Here is an 18540-nt window from a genome sequence, read left to right on the forward strand (position 1 = left end):
ACGAGGAAGTGCGATGGAAACCGGCTCCGCCGGAAACGCGTCCGCCGCGGCGCGGCGGGAAGAAGCGCGGCAAGGAGGGGAGGCCGGGCTGGCCCGTACGATCGGCATGCCGCAGGCCGTCGCCCTGTACATCGGCGCGGTGCTCGGCTCGGGCGTTCTGATCGTGCCCGGCCTCGCGGCGCAGGAAGCCGGACCGGCTTCGCTGATCGCCTGGGGGCTGATGGCGCTGCTCATTATTCCGATGGCGCTCAGCATGGGACTGCTGTCGGCCGCTTATCCGAGCGCGGGCGGTGTCTCGCATTTCGTGACGCTGGCGTTCGGACGGCGGGCCGGGGCGCTGACCGGTTGGTTCTTCCTGCTGTCCGTGCCGATCGGCGCGCCCGTGGCGGCGCTGACCGGCGCGGGCTATCTGGCCGAAGCCGCGGGCTGGGGCGAACCGGCGCGGATTGGAACGGCGGCGATCGTGCTGCTCGCCGGGCTGCTGATCAACGCCGTCGGCATGAAGACGGCGGGACGCGTCCAGGTGGCGGTCGTCGTCGCCATCGTGCTGGTCCTGCTGCTGGCGGTGGCCGCGGCCGTGCCGCAGATCCGGTTTGAGAACCTGCGGCCGTTCGCGCCGCACGGCTGGCTTAGCGTCGGGCACGCCGCTTCGATGCTGTTCTGGTGCTTTATCGGCTGGGAAGCCGTCGCGCACCTGTCGGAAGAATTCAAGGACCCGCGCCGCGCCGCGGTCCGCGGGGTGGGGATCGCCGCCGTTATCGTCGGCGGGCTGTACGCCGCGACCGCGTTCGCGGTGGTCGCTTCGGGTTCTTATATCGGCTCCGGCGCCGATACGGCGCTGGTGCGGATGACCGGCGGCGCGCTCGGGCCGGCCGGAGCGCTGGTGCTCGGCCTGACCGGATTGTTTATCTGCGCCGCGACCATCGTCGCCTATGTGGGCGCGGCTTCGCGCGTCGCTTACGCGCTGTCGCGCAGCGGCGAAGCTCCGCGCCGGATGGGCGCGCGTTCCGCCCGCTACGGCACGCCGACCGGCGGAATCGCGTTTCTCGCGGTCTGCTTCGCGATCGTGCTCGCCCTGTACGCCGGAGGGCTGCTTTCGCTGAACGCGCTGATCCGGCTGCCCAATGCCACGTTCATCCTGACGTATCTCGCCGGCTGCGCCGCCGGAATCCGTCTGCTGCGCGGAAGCCGGACCGGCTTTGCGGTCAGCCTGATTTCGTTTGCCGTGATGGCGCTCGTTTTTCCTTTTACCGGCTGGGCGATGCTGTATCCCGCGGGAATTCTGCTGGGCTTTGCCGCGCTTCGCCGGCTGAACCGGAATCGCCACCGCGCCAACCATGAAAATTAGGGCGTGTTTTAAAACTTCGAAGGAAGCAGATTTGACTGAATTTTTGTTCGATGCAAGGAACTTTTCCGAAGGCGTGCCGGGGCACGTCGAGGGAAAGTGACGCGGCCTTTGAATGAAGCGTACACGCTTTAGGTACGGTTCATTAGCGGGCGGAAAGGCAGGTAAAGATGCACTTCTGTAAGTTTTAAAACACGCCCTAATAATCGCAACAAGTAAATCGCGCAAAATCGCATGAGCCGGAGTACCCGAATTTTGCCGCGTCTTCCCGGTTCTTCTCCATCCTTCTGAGTCTCGGGCAGGAGTTATTCGTAACCCCTGCTAAATTTTTGTTTACTGCGGGTAAATAATATATCGACTCTACATAAAATTATGTCAAAGGAGACATGGAGATGGAACTGTTCGAACGGCATGGCCAGGAACAGCGGAGAATGCGTCCGGACAGCCGTCGACCGCGTATGGAAGCGGGCGCGACGCTGCTCGGTTTCGTGCTGCTGCGCGAAGCCGAATGCGATTTTCCGCGCTTTATCCGCAATTTGAAGAACGACTGGAATATAGAAGCGGATGCGCTTCCGGAACACGGTTCGATGCTGTTTGAGGCGGATGGTCTTCGGGTGGTGTGCTCGCTGGTTCGCGCGCCTTTTCCCGGGGGAGAAGTGGAAGATTGCTGCGGGATCAATCCGCTGTGGCCCGAGGCGGAGGAGGAGATCGACGGATACAGGGCGCATGTGATCGTATCGGTGTCGGGCGTAATCGATCCGGTCGGCGGCCATGTGCTGTTTACGCAGGTGCTGTGCAGCATGCTGAAGCAGGAGCAGGCGCTGGCGCTGTATATGTCCCCGATGGTCATGTCGGCGGAAGCGTACATCCAGAGCGCGATGCTGCTGAAAGAAGGCGAGCTGCCGGTGCAGCTGTGGGTGTTTGTCGGCCTGTACGAAGAAAGCGAAGGCGTTTCCTCCTACACGGTGGGCCTGCGCCATTTCGGACACGAAGAGATCGAGGTGCTGCGCTCTTCGCAGGACTTGACCGACGTGTTCGAGCTGACGTTCAATATCGCGGGCTATATCGTGGACTGCGGCGCGAAGCTGAACGACGGCGAAACGATCGGCTTTTCCGAGGAGCAGCGGCTGTCTTTGACCCTTTCTCCGGGCATTGCGGTGGAAGGCGATTCGATCAAGATCGGCTATTGAAAAAAGGCTGCGGTTTCCGAGACTTATGCGGGTGTCGGGGAGCTGCGTGCGAAGAGGCGAAGAACCCCCGCGTCCCCGATTGCCGGGGACGCGGGGGTTCTTGATCGAGCCGGGATTTCGGGCGCGCCGCGAAGCGTCCGCGGCGCCGCCGGAATGTTTTGGCGGAGTCCGACGCCTTATGATAAGATGGGGCGAACACGGAAAAGAGGCGGCGCCCGGCAAAGCGCGCGCCCGGAACAAGAAAGATCGAAAAGGAGATTGCACATGAGCAAGCAGCGGGAACCGCGCAAAATTTTGTTTCAGGGGGATTCCATCACGGACGGCAATCGCGGACGCGACGCCGATCCCAACCATATTCTGGGACACGGCTACGCGTTCTGGATCGCGGCCGAACTGGGCGAGTCGCTGGCGGCGCGGCGGCCGGAATTCGTCAACCGGGGGATCAGCGGCAGCCGCGTGAGCGATCTGGCGGCGCGCTGGGACGAAGACGCGCTGGAGCTGCGCCCGGATACGATCAGCATCCTGGTCGGCGTCAACGATATCCTGATGTCGATCGCGACGGAAGAAGGCTTCGACCGCGCCGCTTACGAAAACGGATACCGGAAACTGCTGGAGCGCACGCGCGAGGCGCTGCCCGGGGTCCGGCTTGTGCTGTGCGAGCCGTTTATTCTGCCGCTCGGCCATACGCAGTCGGACTGGGAAGGCTGGCGGTCCGCCGCCGATTTCTGCGGCGAAGCGGTCCGCCGCCTGGCGGCCGAATTCGGCGCGGTGTTCGTGCCGCTCCAGGACGCGTTCGACCGGGCGTGCGAGATCGCGCCGGCGTCGTACTGGATCTGGGACGGCGTGCACCCGACGACGGCCGGCCACGGCCTGCTGGCGAAGCGCTGGCTGGAAGTCGTGCAGGGCGGCGAAGCGGCGATCCGCTGAGCCGAACCGCGCCGCCGCTTCGGTGCGGCGAAAAGAATCAAACGGGGTCCGCGCTTTTCGGTGCGGGCCTTTTTGTCTAACAAAAAAACCGCATTCGGCAGATAATAAAGGATAGGGTGTAATTTGTGAAGGAATGCGGGCCGGCGGCGGAACGGGGCCGAGCGGTCGTAAGGAGCGGCGGAAAATGAAAAAAATGATGGTCGATGTGATAAAAGGACGGAAATTCGTGGGTTCCAATCTGGTCAAAGGCAATATGCTGTTCATGATCATTTTTATCCTGAACGTGACCGTTTGTTTCGGATATATGACGTATTCGCTTCAGGCCGACTACCAGAAAGTCAAACAGACGGTCGAACTGCGCATTCAGCTGCTGATGCTTGAAAATGCTTTAATCGACCAGGAAACCGGGCAGCGCGGGTATCTGCTGACCGCCAAAACGGAATTTCTGGAACCATTCGACCGCGGAGCCCTGGATTACCAGGCGGCTTCGATTCAGCTGCTGCATATCGTCGACGAATTGAACGAAGCCGAAGGGTTCGAAGCGGATATGAAGCAGCTGATCGACACCGGAAAGAATTGGAAAACCGGGTACGGCGACGCGCAGATCCGCAAAGTGATGACGGGCGGCAACGTAACGGAAGCGGAACTGCTGGCCGGCAAGCAAAAGTTCGATACGTTCCGCGCCCGCGAAGCCGATCTGCTCGCCGCCGTGGAAAAGATGCGCGCCGAGCAGCGGACCGAGATGCTGAACAGTTTCTACAGATTGTTCACCATTATGGGAGTCGTCTTTATTACGATCCAATCCGTCATGCTGTTCTATCTGCATCGGGGACTGAGCCGGTTTACCCGGCCCATCATCCAGCTGGACGAAGCGGTTTCTTCGTACAAAGGCGGCAATATTCAGGCGCAGCTGCCTTCCTACAGCGAGGATAACGAGATCGGCCGGCTGGTCGAGAACTTTAAGCTGATGCATCAGGAAATGAATAAAGAAAAGCGCGTGCTCGAAGATACGTACCGGATGATCAATATCCTGAATCAGGCGCGCAGCGTGGAAGATTCGTACAAAGTGACGCTGAGATCGACCTGGTCGCTGCTGCCATGCGAAAGACTTTCGATCATTACGCAGAACCCCGATCAGACCTTTTCGATCAAAGCCGTGCTGGACAAAGACTCCGTGATCTACAAAAACATGCCGCTGACCGGCGAAGAACGGGACGTGCAGGACCTGCTTCAAGGCGGATTCTCCATGATCCATACCGACTGGTCGCAGTACCGGGCCGCGGGCAGGATTACCGACCAGCTGTACAGAAGCGGGATTCGTTCTTCGATGCACATCATTTTGCGAAAAGAAGCCCGGATCTTCGGCGTGCTGAACTTTATGTCGCTTGAGCCGAACTTTTTCACCCCGCAGAGCAAAGAACGCATCGAACTGCTGTCCCCGATGATCGTGACGGCGCTGGAAAACGTCAGCGAAACGACGCGCATCCAGGACATGGCGATGCGCGACGGGCTGACGGGACTGTGGAACCGGCGTTACTTCGAACAGTCGGCCGATAAGCTGATGGCGAGGATCGACCGCAGCCGGGGCGAAGCGCCGCCGTTCGGCCTGATCCTGCTCGATATCGACCATTTCAAAAGATTCAACGATACCTGGGGGCACCAGGAAGGCGACGTGGTCCTGAAGCATCTGGGCGAACTGCTCAGCGTATGCTGTCGGCCGAGCGATATTCCGGTGCGCTTCGGCGGCGAAGAATTTGCCGTGCTGCTGCCGAACGCTACCCTGCCGGAAGCGCAAAAAATCGCCGAGCGTCTGCGCAAACTGCTTGAATTCGAATCGCCGTCGCACAAGCATTTTATTACCGCAAGCTTCGGGGTGGCCGTCTGGGACGGCGCGCAAACCAAACAGCGGCTGATCGAAGCCGCGGACCGCGCGCTTTACAAAGCCAAAGCATCCGGCCGCAACCGCGTTTGCGTCTGGGACGAAGAACGGGAAGACTACCCGCAGGACCCGCCTCAAAACCGGATCGTGTGAACGAACGCAAAAAACCGCCTGCATGGGCAGGCGGTTCAGATTGCCGATAAAGTCACGCAGGCGGGGGAAGCGAGCCGACTCCGAGGGGAATTCGTTCCAGTCGCGTGTTGAAATCGAGAAATGGAATTGAATTTCAGCGGAATTTTCTCGATTTCAAAGGCGACCGCTATCGCTCTTCCACTGAATTTTTCTCTCCGCCGTCTCGCTTCTAGTTACGTTAACTAGGGCGTGTTTGAAAACTCAACGACGTGCATCTTTTACCGCATTTTCGCCCTCCACGTCGTCACTTTCTCTTGACGTGCCCCGGCACGACTGCGAAAAAGTTCCTTGTTGAGAACGAAAATTCGGCAAAATCTGCCTCCTTCGGATTTTTCAAACACGCCCTAGACTTTCTCGACACGTTGAACCGCCTGCATGCGCAGGCGGTTCAACGTGTCGAGAAACGATTGGATGTCAACCTAGTACTTTGTCCCAGATGAAGGTAAGGTTACGCTCGGCTGAAACGCACTAGAACCGTGTGCATTTCAGCCAAACGTAAACCCACCATTTGAAGTGTGACAAAGTACTAAATAGGTAGATTCGATTGGAATGAAAGATCGGGGAAAGAGCTGGAGAATTAAAGCGATTGGCAAGGCGAATCTAAAATAGATGCGTATATCCCCTTATTCCGGCTTAATCTTGCGTTTTCGAGAAAATAACTGCGCTCATACACTTATTTCGTGCTTTTCCGCTTCGATTCGGCTTTTGGCTCCCGAATAGCTGCACCTGCGTCGCTATTTGAAAAAATCGAAGGATTTCGCCCCAAATAAGTGTACCTGTGCCGCTATTTTCCGTTTGGTACCCTACCCGGCTTTCTCGACGCCCTGAACCGCCTGCATGCGCAGGCGGTTTTTTGCGCGGCGTCTTCTTTTGCGAAAAAAGATTTTGCCGGGAGCCGCAAGTGTAATGAATAAAGTAGAGACGGCATAAAAGCGAAATGACCCGCCACAGCCATGCCAACCAACCAAACTTGGGTATTGGAGGAGATTTTTTTATGAGAAAAGCGTTTATCAGCCCCGCCAAGTACGTCCAGGGAGAAAACGAACTGCTCAACCTCGGTTATTTCGTCGGTTCTTTCGGCACATCGGCTCTGCTGATCGCCCATCCCGATGACGCGGCGCGCGTGAAAGACAAGCTCGACGCCACCTCGGAAAAGTTCGGGGTAACGTTTGTTGAAAGCGGTTTTAAAGGCGAATGTTCGCGGGAAGAAGTAGCGAGACTCCAGCGGATCGCGGAAGAGCACAACTGCGACTGCATCGTCGGACTGGGCGGCGGCAAAGCGATCGACGCGGCCAAATGCGTGGCGCAGGGCGAGTCGCTGATTATCTGTCCGACCATCGCCGCCACCGACGCGCCGACCAGCCACTCGGCCGTGCTGTATACGCCGGAAGGCGCTTTCGACGACTATGCCTACTTCAAGCAGAGCCCGAGCGTGGTGCTGGTCGATACGACCGTGATCGCGAACGCGCCGACGCGTTTCCTCGTATCCGGCATGGGCGACGCGCTGTCCACTTATTTCGAAGCGCGCGCCACGTCCCGCTCGTATTCGAACGTCAACGCGGGCCTGCCGAGCGGGGCGAGAGAAGGCCAAACGGCTCCGGCGGTCGGTACCAACGCGGCGCTGGCGCTGGCGACTTTGTGCTACGAGATGCTGCTGCGCGACGGTCTGAAAGCCAAAACGGCCTGCGACGCCAACGTGGTCACGCAGGCGCTGGAAAATATCGTCGAAACGAATATCCTGCTGTCGGGGCTGGGCTTCGAAAGCGGCGGTCTGGCCGGGGCCCACGCCATCCACGACGGCCTGACCATCCTCGAAGGCACGCACCATTACTTCCACGGGGAAAAAGTATCGTTCGGCACGATCGCCCAGCTGGTGCTGGAGAACGCGCCCGCCGAAGAACTGAACCAGGTGATGGATTTCTGTTTGTCGATCGGCCTGCCGGTCTGTCTGGAAGATATCGGCGTCGATTCGGTGACAAGCGAAGAACTGCTGCAAGTCGCGGAGAAAGCCTGCATTCCGGAAGAATCGATCCACTCCATGCCGTTCCCGATCACGGTGGAACAGGTAGCCGCGGCGATCCAAACGGCGGACCTGACCGGACGCGCCTACAAAGCGGCCAGAGAGCTGTGAAATCTGCCGAAAACGCCGAACTTTATCCGATTTCCGCGTAAACCCTACCCGAGGAGGGACCTTTTTTGAAAAAAGTCATCAACAAACCCGAAGACCTGGTCATGGAAATGTGCGGCGGACTGGTGCTGGCGCATCCCGAACTGGAGTTTATCCCGAAGTACAAAGTCATCAAGAAAAAAGAGCTGAACGCCGATAAAGTCACGCTGATCAGCGGCGGAGGCAGCGGCCACGAACCGGCGCACGCGGGCTTGGTCGGCCGGGGCATGCTGGATGCGGCCGTCTGCGGCGACGTGTTCGCTTCGCCGTCGCAAATTCAAGTGTATCAGGCCGTCAAAGCGGCGGCGGGGAACAAAGGCGCGCTGCTGATTATCAAGAACTACAGCGGCGATATGATGAACTTCAAAAACGCCGCCCACCTGGCCGCCGAAGACGGCGTCCAAGTCGATTACGTGCGCGTGGACGACGATATCGCCGTCGAAGACAGCCTGTACACGGTCGGCCGCCGGGGCGTGGCCGGCACGATCTTCGTGCACAAGATCGCGGGCGCGGCGGCCGAAGAAGGCCGCTCCCTGGCGGAAGTGAAAGCCGCCGCGGAGAAAGCGGCGGCGAACGTGCGCAGCATCGGCTTCGCGCTGACTTCGTGCACGGTGCCGGCCAAGGGATCGCCGACGTTCAAGCTCGGCGAAGACGAGATCGAATACGGCGTCGGCATTCACGGCGAGCCAGGCATCCGCCGCGAGCGCATGGCGACGGCCGACGAACTGGCCGCCCATACGGTGGGCGACCTGCTGCGCGATATGCAGCTGGAAGGCGGCGCAAGCGAAGAGATCGCGCTGCTAATCAACGGCTTCGGCGCGACGCCGCTGCAGGAGCTGTATCTGTTCAACCGCGCGGTCACGCGCGAACTGACGGAGAAGAACGTCCGCATTAACCGGACGTTTGTCGGCAATTATATGACCAGCATCGATATGGCGGGCATCTCGGTCACGTTCATGAAGCTGGACGACGAACTCAAAGAACTGCTGTCGCGAGAAAGCGACACGCCCGCGTTCAAAGTCTCCGGTCCGGCCTTGCAGCCGGCTTACGAAGAGCCGGCGACCGCCGGCGGCGAAGACGCGCCGGCTTCGTTTACGGTCGAGACGCCGGCCGATTACGCGGCGGTATCCGCGAACGCGATTACGCGCGATAACGTCGTCTATCTGGTCGACAAGATGAGCGAGATTATTATCGAGAACGAGATTCCGTTCTGCGAGCTGGATTCGCAGGCCGGCGACGGCGACTTCGGCATGAGCGTCGCGAAAGGCTTCAAGCAGCTCAAGCGCGAATGGCCCGAGATCCTCGCGAATGGCGGCGAGTCGATCGGCGGATTCTTAAACGAGTGCTCGCTCGTTATTATGGAATACTGCGGCGGAGCTTCGGGGCCGATCTGGGGCTCGGCGTTCCGGGCGGCGGGCCGCGCCGCGGGCGAACGGACGGAATTGTCCGCGGCGGAGTTCGCGGAGCTGATGCAGGCCGCCGTGGCCGGCATCCAAGCGACCGGCGAGCGGTCTTTCGGCCGCGGGGCGGTTGTCGGCGACAAGACGCTGATCGACGCGCTCGTGCCGTGCGCGGAGGCCTGGACGGCGAGCGCGGCCGCCGGCGACGACGTCAAGACGGCGTTCGCCAAAGGCGCGGAAGCGGCCGTGGCGGGCGCGAAGAAGACGGAGGAGATCGTCGCGCGCATGGGGCGCGCTGGAGCGGTCGGCGAGCGCAGCATCGGGTACCCGGATGCGGGCGCGCACGCGCTGGGCGTGATCTTCACGCAGCTGGCGGGAAGCCTGAAATAAGACTTTCCGGCGGCATGTCCGGAGAGCGGCAGCGGCACAGACAGGTGCCTCTGTTCGAGCCGGCCGATTCGCCTTTTACAAAATAACGACGCAGATACAACTATTCGCGTTCGCCGGCGCGCTTTTTTCGAAATAAGCGCGCAGGTGCAGCTATTTCGCCAAAAAAGCCGCGCAGGTCAGCAAAAACGCGGATTTAGATGTATAGGCGCCGTTATTTAGCCGGAAAAGCCGAATTTGCAAAAAATAAGTGTATGTAGGACGTTATTTGCGAATTTGCTTCGATTTACTTTGGTGGGCGCTTTCTTTTCGACGAGTGCTTTCGCTTCGCCGACCGTCCCGGCAATCGAGCCGGATCGAGCTCTGGCCGCGAAGAAAAAAGCCTCGATTTCCACGGTAGGGTGGAAATCGAGGCTTTTATATCTGCTCGCTTTCGTTTATTCATCTAATCGTTTATTCATCCAATCGCTTATTTAATCGTTTATTCGCCTGCGCGTCTAACCATCCGCGCGGTAAAGCTTCCTCACCCGTTCGCCGAACCCGCGAAAGCTTCCGCCAGCACGCGCTCCAGGCTGCGCGGAGCGCGGCCGGACAAGTGCTCGACATCTCCGGTGACGATGTCGAAGCGGCCGTCGGCAAAGTCGCGCTGAATATCCAGAATCGCGCTGACCGACTCTTCCGGAAGGCCGGCGGCCGCAAGCTGCGCGCGAAGCGTATCGGCCGGCAGCGCGGCGAAAGCGACGGGCCGGCCGCTTGCCGCGGCGACCAGCCGCGCGCGCTGCGCTCCGCTCAGGCTTGCCGGTCCGGTGGCCTGGTACACGGCCTCGCCGCCGAACTCGCCGACCAGCAGCCCGGCCGCCGCGCCCGCCACATCGTCTCGGGACACCAGCGCCGCCCGGTTCTCGGCCAGCCCCGTCAGGCTGCCCGCCGCCGCGGCCATCGCGGCTTCCTGCGCAAACGTCTCGGCAAAGTAGCCCATGCGCAGGATCTGCCAGTCCGAAGCGCCGCGGATCAGATGCCGCTCGCTGGACCAGTAGGTCGAGCCGTTGCTCGGCACGGCCGAACCGCGGGCGCTGGTCGAAGACAGCAGCACGATGCGGCCGACGCCGGCCGCAATCGCCGCGTCGATCGCCGGATTGAGCTGCTCCGCCCGCCGTCCGGCGGCAAGTTCCGGCGAAGGGATCAGCAGCAGCCGATCCAGACCGGCGTAAGCTTCCGCCAGCGACTCGGGCCGATCGTAATCGCCGAAGCGCCATTCGACGCTTACCGCTTGGGGTCGTCCGCCTCCAGCCGCCTCGCCTGCGGCGCGCCGCTCGTTCGTCCATTCGCTTTCGGCCCGTTCGGGCGAACGGGTGATGCCGACCAGTCGATGATCGCTTTTCCGGCCAATCAGGTCTTTCAATACGGAAGCGCCCAGTTGGCCGCTCGCTCCGCTTATTCCGATGTTCATGATAACCGCTCCTTTGACGGGATATTGGATGCCCTAACCGCTCGTTCGATTTATTGCCGGGTTTGTTGCTGGATTTGCCGCCGAACTTGTTGCCTGCCCGCTCGTTTGGTTTCATGTCCGCTCGACGATCGGACTGGTGGACCAACCGGTATACGTTGTATACTTGGCTTATTGTAGGACGAGAACATCAAGCGGACAAGGAGGCACTTTTTTGATACCAGAGCACATTGTGGATCCCGCCGAACGGGCCAACTGCGGCGCGCTCGGCGGTATTCTTTCGCTGATCGGCGACAAATGGACGATTGTCATCGTGGGCACGCTGTCGTCGGGCCCCAAACGGTTCAACGAATTGAAGCGGCTGAGCGGAGGCATTACGCAGCGCATGCTGACGCTTTCGCTGCGCCGGCTGGAGCGCGAAGGCATCGTGTCGCGGACGGTGTTTCCCACCGTGCCGCCGCGTGTCGATTACGCGCTGACGCCGCACGGGCAAACGCTGACCGAGCCGCTTAAAGCGCTGGCGGACTGGGCGAAGCATCATTACGAATCCGGCGCAGCGACCGCGTCCGAAAGTATCGAAAACGGGAACGAATAAAAACCGATATCCAAGCGCGAAGGAGAGCCTAACGTGGAAAATGTGTTGAAGAAATACGAAGCGGTGCAGATGGGCGTTTGTTACTATCCGGAGCACTGGGACGAAGCATTGTGGGAAAAAGACGCGGCCAAAATGGCGGAAACCGGGGTCAAAGTCGTGCGGGTCGGCGAATTCGCCTGGAGCCGTATGGAACCGACCGACGGCGTATTCGAATTCGACTGGCTGGACCGCGCGATCGACTTGTTCGGCCGATACGGCCTGGACGTGGTGATCGGCACGCCTACGCATACGCCGCCCAGATGGCTGACGACCAAGCATCCCGATATCCTGCCGGTGATGGCGAACGGCGATTTGTACCAGCCGGGCGTCCGCGGCCACCGCTGTTTCAACAGCCGTTCGCTGCGCAGCTACGGCGAGCGCCTGATCGACAGGCTGGCGCAGCGCTATTCGCGGCATCCGGCGGTGATCGGCTGGCAGATCGACAACGAATACGGCATGCTGGACAGCCGGGGCGAGCAGGCTGCGGCCGATTTCCGCGATTGGCTGTATCGCAAATACGGCACGCTGGAACGGCTGAACCGCGAGTGGGGCACCGTCGTCTGGAGCGGCGAATATTCCGAGTGGAGCGAGATCGTGCCGCCGCCCGCCAGCCACCGCAACGAAAATCCGTCGTTCCTGCTCGACTTCGCGCGCTTCCAGTGGGACTCCGTCGCGCAGTTCCAGGCCTGGCAGATCGCGGCGATCCGCAGGCACTGCCCGGAGCATTTTATTACGCATAATTTCCACAGCTACCCGCAGCGGCTCAACATGACCGAAGTCGGCCGCGGGCTGGACGTCGCCGCGTTCGATTATTATCCGAATACGTCGCCGGATAAAGTCACGACCGGACCGTACAGCGGAGCGCTGTCGCTCGATTTGACGCGCGGCATCAAGCGGCGGAATTTCTGGATTATGGAGCAGCTCAGCGGTTCGCCGGGTTCCTGGTTCCCGATGTGGCGCATGCCGCAGCCGGGCTATATCCGGGCGTTCGCCTGGCAGGCGATCGCGCGCGGCGCGGATACCGTCGTTCATTTCCGCTGGCGCAGCGCCAATATCGGCGCGGAGCAGTTCTGGCACGGCCTGATCGACCACAGCAACGTGCCGGGCCGAAGGTTGAAAGAGTTCGCGGATTTGAGCGCCGAAGTGAACCGGCTTGCGCCGAAGCTTGCCGGCACAAGACCGCTGGTCCGCGCCGCTATCCTGCATTCGTACGAACAGCTCGAAGCGCTGCGTATCCAGGCGCAGGCGCCGGGCATGGACTACTATGAAAATATCAAAGCCTACCACCGCGCGCTGACCAAGCTGGGCATCGGCTGCGACGTGATCGACGCCGAAAGCGCGGACGGCCTGGAAGCTTACGATCTGGTCGTGGCGCCGCATCTGTACGTGCTGCACGAAGAAACGGCCGAGCGGCTGTCGCGCTATGCGGCTTCGGGCGGAACGCTGCTGCTGACCTCGCGCACCGGCGTGAAAAACAGCGAAAACGTCTGCGTCATGACGCCGCTGCCGGGGCTGCTGACGGAATGCGCCGGCGTGACCGTGCGCGAATACGATCCGCTCGGCGAAGACGTGGCGCGGCTCGATACGGAAGAGGGCGGACAGTTTGCCTGCTCGCAGTGGGCGGATATTCTGGAGCCGGACGACCGCGCGGAAGTGATCGCCCGCTACGGAAGCGAATTTTTCGCGGGCGAAGCGGCGGTCACGCGCTATCCGTTCGGGCAGGGCGAAACGTATTATCTGGGCACGCATCCCGAAGAAAGCTATCTGCGGCAGCTGTTCACGCAAATAGCCGAAGCGAAGAACATCCCGTATTTCCCCGAACTGCCGATGGGCGTGCAGGTGTCGCTGCGCGGCGGCGGGGCTTCCGGCGAACCGGCGTATCTGTTTGTGCTCAACTTGAGCCGGGAAGACAAAGAAGTGAAGCTCGATCTGCGCGCAGACGGCAGGCTGCGTCATCTGGACGGCCTGAACAGCCTGCTCGGCGGCGGCCGGACCGACCGGAGACTCAAGCTCCGGCCTTACGGCGTCGAGGTCCTGGAGTACAGGCCGGATTGAGCGGCCAACGTAGCGTTTTCCCGGTCAGGCATGTTACAATTTCACAAAAGCTTTATTTTAGAAAGGGGACAGCGCGGCCATGATCAACGTATACCCGGCAAGTTCGCGTTTTGAATACGATAAAGGCTGGCTCAAAGGCGGCCACAGCTTTTCTTTCGCCGACTATTACGATCCCGAGAACGTCAAGTTCGGCCCGATGCGCGTCTGCAACGACGACGTGATCGCGCCGGGCAAGGGCTTCGGTGCGCATCCGCACAGCGATATGGAGATTCTGTCGATTATTCTGTCCGGCAAGCTGCGGCACGAAGATAGCCTCGGCAATGTGGCGGTGACCGGCTTCGGCGGCGTGCAGCGCATGAGCGCCGGCACGGGCGTAATCCATACGGAGCATAACCCGTCCGAGCACGAAGACGTGCATATTCTCCAGCTCTGGTTCGAGCCGCTGGAGCGGGGCAAAGCGCCGTCGTATACGACGGGCGAGTTCGATACGGCGGCGCTGGACGGCGCGCTGGTTCCGATCGCTTCCGGCCGGGGGCTCGAAGGCGTTACGGCTATGGGGCAGGATATGACCGTGTACCTGAGCCGGCTGGAAGCTAGGCAAGTGCTCGATTTCAAACAGGCCGTCGGCCGCCGGATCTTCCTGTTCGTGATCGAAGGAGAGCTGGAAGCCGCGGGAGCGGGCGAGACGGTCAAGCTGGGACGGCGCGATACGGCGCGGATCGTCGACGCGCCCGAGCTGTCGCTGGTCGGCGGCGCGCCGGTCTTTTACATGCTGATCGACCTGCCGTAAGCGTACAAAGGAGGAAGAAACCATGACCGCACAAGAAGCGCACGATCACGACCGGATTCTCGTCAAGCACGCGGTGACGGGACGCATGTTCGTCAACAGCGGCGCCGACGATGTGACTTACACGCTGGAGCGTTCCGCGGAAGGCGGGGCGATCCTGAGCATCCGCGGCATCCCGCCGTGGCTGGCGGAAGACATCCGCGGCGTCCGGCGGGAGCTGAACGTATTCCACTTCGAAGAACCGCCCGGCTTGCCGCCGGTCAAACACTGGTTCTATGTCGGCGAGAAAGACGTCGTTTACGACGAAGCCTCCTCCACGCTGACGATCGAAACCGGCGCGGAGATCACGTACAAGCCGGACGAATACTGGGCGTAACGGATGCGCATCATCCCAGCAGCTTTTCCATAATCATAACGTCGATCCTTTCGCCGTCCAGTATGCCCTGCTTCTCGAACGTGCCGACTTCCCGGTAGCCCATTTTGCGATATAAGCGCTGTCCGGCCGAATTGAACGGGAAAGTGAACAGGACGATCTTGTAGAATTCCCGTTCCAGCGCCGCAGCTTCCAGTGCTTTCAGCAGCCTGCTTCCAACGCCCGCGCCCCTGGCGCTGCGAGCGATATAGACCGAAAGGTCGGCCACTCCATCGTAGGCGCTGCGCTGCGAATAACGATTCAACGAAGCCCAGCCCACGATCCCGCCTCTTTGTTCGGCGACCAGCACGGCATATCTGCCCCGATGATCTTCGAACCACTTTCGCATATCGTCAAGGCTTTTGGTCTGCGTCTCCAGGGTAGCGACCCGGTCTTCGATGCCCTGATTATAAATGTCGCGGATTGCGGCCAGGTCGTCCGGCCCGGCGGACCGCACAAGCACAGTTTCCCGTTGCCGACTATCGTTGATTTGTTCCATATCGATTCTCCTTTCGGGTCCCGGCGACACTGAGGGGCGGATCGCGGCGGAATAAATTTACGAGTTTATCCTACTGCAAAAGGCAAACGTTTTTCAAACAGCCTGTTGAGCAACGATCGGTTCGGAAAATGAAGATTCCAAAGAGCCCTGCTTCTCCGCGGAGAAGCAGGGCTCTTAACGTTTGTTTGCAGACAGGCGGCTGCAAGGCGGCTGCATCCGGAATGCATCGCCGGAATGCCCGACCGTGCCGGAAGAGACGGGAAGGGAGAAGAGGCAGAGCCGCCGCTTCGCTTATCGCCCCGCCGTTACTCGCCTTTGAGAACCACCGGCTCGGACTTGTTGCCGCTGTAGTCTTCCAGCACGACTTCGACTTTCGAAGCCGTCGAGGTGAAGCTCAGGCTTGCTTTGGTGGTGCGGCCGCGGATGATGCGGTCGCGGTCGCCGACGCTGTAAGTCGTCGGGAACGAGCGCAGTTTGCCGTCTTCGTAGACGTACAGGTAGCGCCAGTCGCGCGTATTCGGCATCGGCAGATTGAGCGTACTGCCGTTCCACGACCAGTTCTCGGCATACGGCTCGGCAATCTTGTCGGCGAACGTACCGGCGATCGACACCGGCGTCAGGCCGGCTTTTTCCACCGTCACGATATACTCGTCGCCGTTCACCGGCACATCCTTGAACACCGCCGTCGTTTGGCCGTGCGGGATGGTCAGCACCGTGTCGATCGGCTGCGGCGTAGTCGTCCGGTTGACCGAACGCAGGCTGACGGTTGTGTCGCCTTTGACGCTGCGCGGAACGGTCCATTTGACGGTCAGTTCGCCGCTGCCGCTTGCGGAAGCTTTGAGCTGCTCCGGCGCGGTGTTGAGATTGAACGGAATTTGAGCCGCTGCGCTTTCGGTTCCGTCCGCGCCGACAGCCGTGACTTTGACGACGCCGGATTTGGCCGGAAGGTCTTTGATATAGAACGTTTCGTCGTATTTGCCGCCCACGAACACATCGTTCACGTAAACGTTGTACAAATTCACTTCGGAATAATCCTCGTCCAGATTCCAGTTTACGATCATTTCATTGCTCGCCGGGTATACATGCTCGATCGCAAGACCCGTGGGAGCGGCGAGAGCCGTCTGCGAAGCGCTTGTCAGCCGCAGTTCGCCGACGTTCATGCGATAGTCCTGAATCGCTTTGGCGCCCGGGTCGAACACGAGGCCGAATGCCGCGATCTCACGGCCGGCATAAGCGCTCAAGTCCGCCTGCGTCGTTTTCCAGCCCTGCGTTTTGCCGCCGCTGCCCGGAATATCCACTTTCACGACTTCGTTCGGGCTGTCTTTGAAGATCAGGCCGAGACGCATCGTCGATGTGTCGCTTTTGACGCTTTTGTTATAAGTGACGGCCATGGACGAGTCCCGGGCGACGGACAGATCCGTTTTGTACAGCCGCAGGAAGCTTTCCGCGTCCAGCTTGCCGCGCACCGCGAGCGAGCTGCCGCCTTCGTAAGCGCCGACCAGCGGGTGATCGAACCGTCCGCTGCCGCCCGTGTCGTACTGGCGGCCGTAGTCGTAAGCGACGTCAAGCTTGCCGCCGCTGCCTTCCTGCCACCACTGCCAGGTGACCGGGGTGTCCTGCAGGCTCATATTGGACCATTCTTCGTCGTTGGACACTTTGCCGTTCACATAGTAATCCAGGCCGTGTCCGGTATTGAAGTTGGTGTAGAAAGCGTCTCCGTCCACCGCCGAGCGCTCCGCGATCACGGAAGCGATGCCCGGCCAGTAGCGGTTGTCGGCATACACGTCGGACGCTGTGTTTTGCGCGGAAACGGCCGTGTTCGTCGGATCGACGTTCGGGCCGGACCACCACAGCTGCTCGCGTACGTCGGTCATCCATTGGTAGTCGTTCTCGTTGCGGTGCCGGCTCGGCCATCCCTGGCCCATGTCCTCGTCGAGGCCCGCATGCACGAAGTCCGCTCCGAGCGTCGCGAGACTGGTGCGCAGTTTGCCGGTTGCGTCGAGTTTGTTTTTAAGCGCCGTCCCCTGCACATTTTTGAACCGGTCGCGTCCCGCTTCCAGTCCGGCAAAGCCGTTTTCAAGCAGACTGTAATCCGTACCGTACTTTGCGTTCCAGTCGTTCAGGAATTTCTCCGCGGCGTCGATCTGGGTCTTGCCCATGCCGTAGTCGAAGAAGAACGAGTCCGATACCTGCTGTCCGTCTTCGGCGTCGTGCAGAAAAGCGATGTTCTTGTCGCGGAACGTCCGGGCGAACGTGTTCGCGCCGTTGGATGTATCGAGCGAGTCGTACCACTGGATGTACAATCCGGCCTGTTTCAGCGTTTTGATAAACTCCTGGTAATCCGGGATATCCGCTACGGCAACGTTCGGCCCGATCTCTTCCTGGTTGACGAAATAGCCGTCGTAGCCGAAATACCGGGCCATCTCGATCAGCTTGTCCGCCACCGGGAAATTTCCGTTTTCGTCTTTGACGATCATCTGCTTGTACGTCTGCTGGCCGCGGTCGTTATTGGAGAAAAAGATGCCGGCCAGCGATTTTACGCCGTTTTTGTGCGCAGCGTCGGTGTAGGTCGGATTGGGAATATTGAGCATGCCGAACTCGAACCACTTCTGCTGCCAGTCTTTCTGCGCCAGCTCGTCGTAATATTCGGGCGGCGTATAAGCGGTCGCGGTGCCGTGCCAGTACGAATAATAATCGATATACTGCCAGAAGCCGAAATGATACTGCGCAAACTTGTTCGTGTAAGGCGCATTTTCGATAAAAGCGTTTCCATAATCGCCCGCGACATTGATCATCTGCACGTTCGGGTCGAGCTGCGGATTGGCCTGCGTCGCGGCGAGCGGCGCGATTCTCGGCTGAAGCGGCACGCGCGAACGCAGCAGTTCCGCGTCCGGATCGCGCTCCGGCGTCCAGTCCAGAATATGGCCGCTGGTGTAACCGTGCACGCTCGGCTGGTTCTCGCCCTGCGCGCTGTCTCCTTGAAACGGCCAGGTGTCGCCGGCCTGCGCATGCAGCGGGAGTCCCGCCGCGGCGACGGACAGGGCCAGAACGGCCGCCGCCGCTTTGACGGAAGCTTTGGATGAAGGTTTGCTCTTTTTGCGAGTGGTCATGATGTTCCTCCGTTTCGATTGGAATCTTATTCTCTATTAAGCTATATGATGTAAGCCTTTACATAAAGAGTTGAAACTAAAGATCCCGTGTTCAAACTAAAGAAAAAGC

The 18540-nt window shown here is 60.3% G+C and carries 13 protein-coding genes; 10 read left to right on the plus strand and 3 right to left on the minus strand.

The annotated features are described in order from the left end of the window. Positions 1–106: 106 nt before the first annotated feature. The 6 genes from QWJ34_RS00895 (at position 107) to dhaK (ending at position 9490) form a co-directional block, all read left to right on the plus strand. Positions 107–1348, plus strand: coding sequence for an amino acid permease (locus QWJ34_RS00895; RefSeq protein ID WP_302725814.1), 1242 nt, complete (start codon positions 107–109; stop codon positions 1346–1348). Positions 1349–1737: 389 nt separating this feature from the next. Beyond that, entirely contained in the window at positions 1738–2535 is a 798-nt protein-coding gene (locus tag QWJ34_RS00900; protein WP_302725165.1) for a DUF4261 domain-containing protein, read from the plus strand. 264 nt (positions 2536–2799) lie between these two features. After that, a complete protein-coding gene (locus tag QWJ34_RS00905) occupies positions 2800–3462 on the plus strand; it encodes an SGNH/GDSL hydrolase family protein (RefSeq protein WP_302725166.1) in 663 nt (220 codons plus the stop codon). A 184-nt stretch (positions 3463–3646) separates the two neighbouring features. Further along, entirely contained in the window at positions 3647–5494 is a 1848-nt protein-coding gene (locus QWJ34_RS00910) for a diguanylate cyclase (protein WP_302725167.1), read from the plus strand. Positions 5495–6527: 1033 nt separating this feature from the next. After that, positions 6528–7664: a glycerol dehydrogenase gene (locus tag QWJ34_RS00915; RefSeq protein ID WP_302725168.1), complete on the plus strand. Its 1137-nt coding sequence runs from the start codon at positions 6528–6530 to the stop codon at positions 7662–7664. Between the two features lie 65 nt (positions 7665–7729). Next, positions 7730–9490 carry a dihydroxyacetone kinase subunit DhaK gene (gene dhaK, locus QWJ34_RS00920; RefSeq protein WP_302725169.1) on the plus strand — a complete coding sequence of 587 codons (1761 nt, stop codon included), beginning with the start codon at positions 7730–7732 and terminating at the stop codon, positions 9488–9490. Positions 9491–10010: 520 nt separating this feature from the next. Here the strand turns inward: dhaK and QWJ34_RS00925 are convergent. Then, on the minus strand, positions 10011–10937 hold the full coding sequence (locus QWJ34_RS00925) for an NAD(P)H-binding protein (protein ID WP_302725170.1): 927 nt from the start codon (positions 10935–10937) through the stop codon (positions 10011–10013). A 211-nt stretch (positions 10938–11148) separates the two neighbouring features. Between QWJ34_RS00925 and QWJ34_RS00930 the strand changes: the two genes are divergently transcribed. The 4 genes from QWJ34_RS00930 (at position 11149) to QWJ34_RS00945 (ending at position 14786) form a co-directional block, all read left to right on the plus strand. Then, positions 11149–11529 (plus strand): winged helix-turn-helix transcriptional regulator, encoded by a 381-nt coding sequence (locus QWJ34_RS00930; RefSeq protein ID WP_302725171.1) that lies wholly within the window; start codon positions 11149–11151, stop codon positions 11527–11529. Between the two features lie 33 nt (positions 11530–11562). Continuing rightward, positions 11563–13623, plus strand: a complete 2061-nt coding sequence (locus QWJ34_RS00935) for a beta-galactosidase (protein WP_368046212.1) — start codon at positions 11563–11565, stop codon at positions 13621–13623. A gap of 79 nt (positions 13624–13702) precedes the next feature. Continuing rightward, positions 13703–14413, plus strand: a complete 711-nt coding sequence (locus QWJ34_RS00940; RefSeq protein ID WP_302725172.1) for a pirin family protein — start codon at positions 13703–13705, stop codon at positions 14411–14413. Positions 14414–14435: 22 nt separating this feature from the next. Beyond that, positions 14436–14786, plus strand: coding sequence for a hypothetical protein (locus tag QWJ34_RS00945; RefSeq protein WP_302725173.1), 351 nt, complete (start codon positions 14436–14438; stop codon positions 14784–14786). A 10-nt stretch (positions 14787–14796) separates the two neighbouring features. Here the strand turns inward: QWJ34_RS00945 and QWJ34_RS00950 are convergent, their stop codons facing one another. Both QWJ34_RS00950 and QWJ34_RS00955 read right to left on the minus strand, forming a co-directional pair. Then, positions 14797–15321, minus strand: coding sequence for an arsinothricin resistance N-acetyltransferase ArsN1 family A (locus tag QWJ34_RS00950; protein WP_302725174.1), 525 nt, complete (start codon positions 15319–15321; stop codon positions 14797–14799). Positions 15322–15626: 305 nt separating this feature from the next. Beyond that, positions 15627–18431, minus strand: coding sequence for an endo-beta-N-acetylglucosaminidase (locus QWJ34_RS00955; RefSeq protein ID WP_302725175.1), 2805 nt, complete (start codon positions 18429–18431; stop codon positions 15627–15629). Between the last annotated feature and the right edge of the window lie 109 nt (positions 18432–18540).

Origin of the sequence: Saccharibacillus sp. CPCC 101409 (assembly GCF_030518235.1) — a bacterium.
Classification (GTDB): Bacteria; Bacillota; Bacilli; order Paenibacillales; family Paenibacillaceae; genus Saccharibacillus.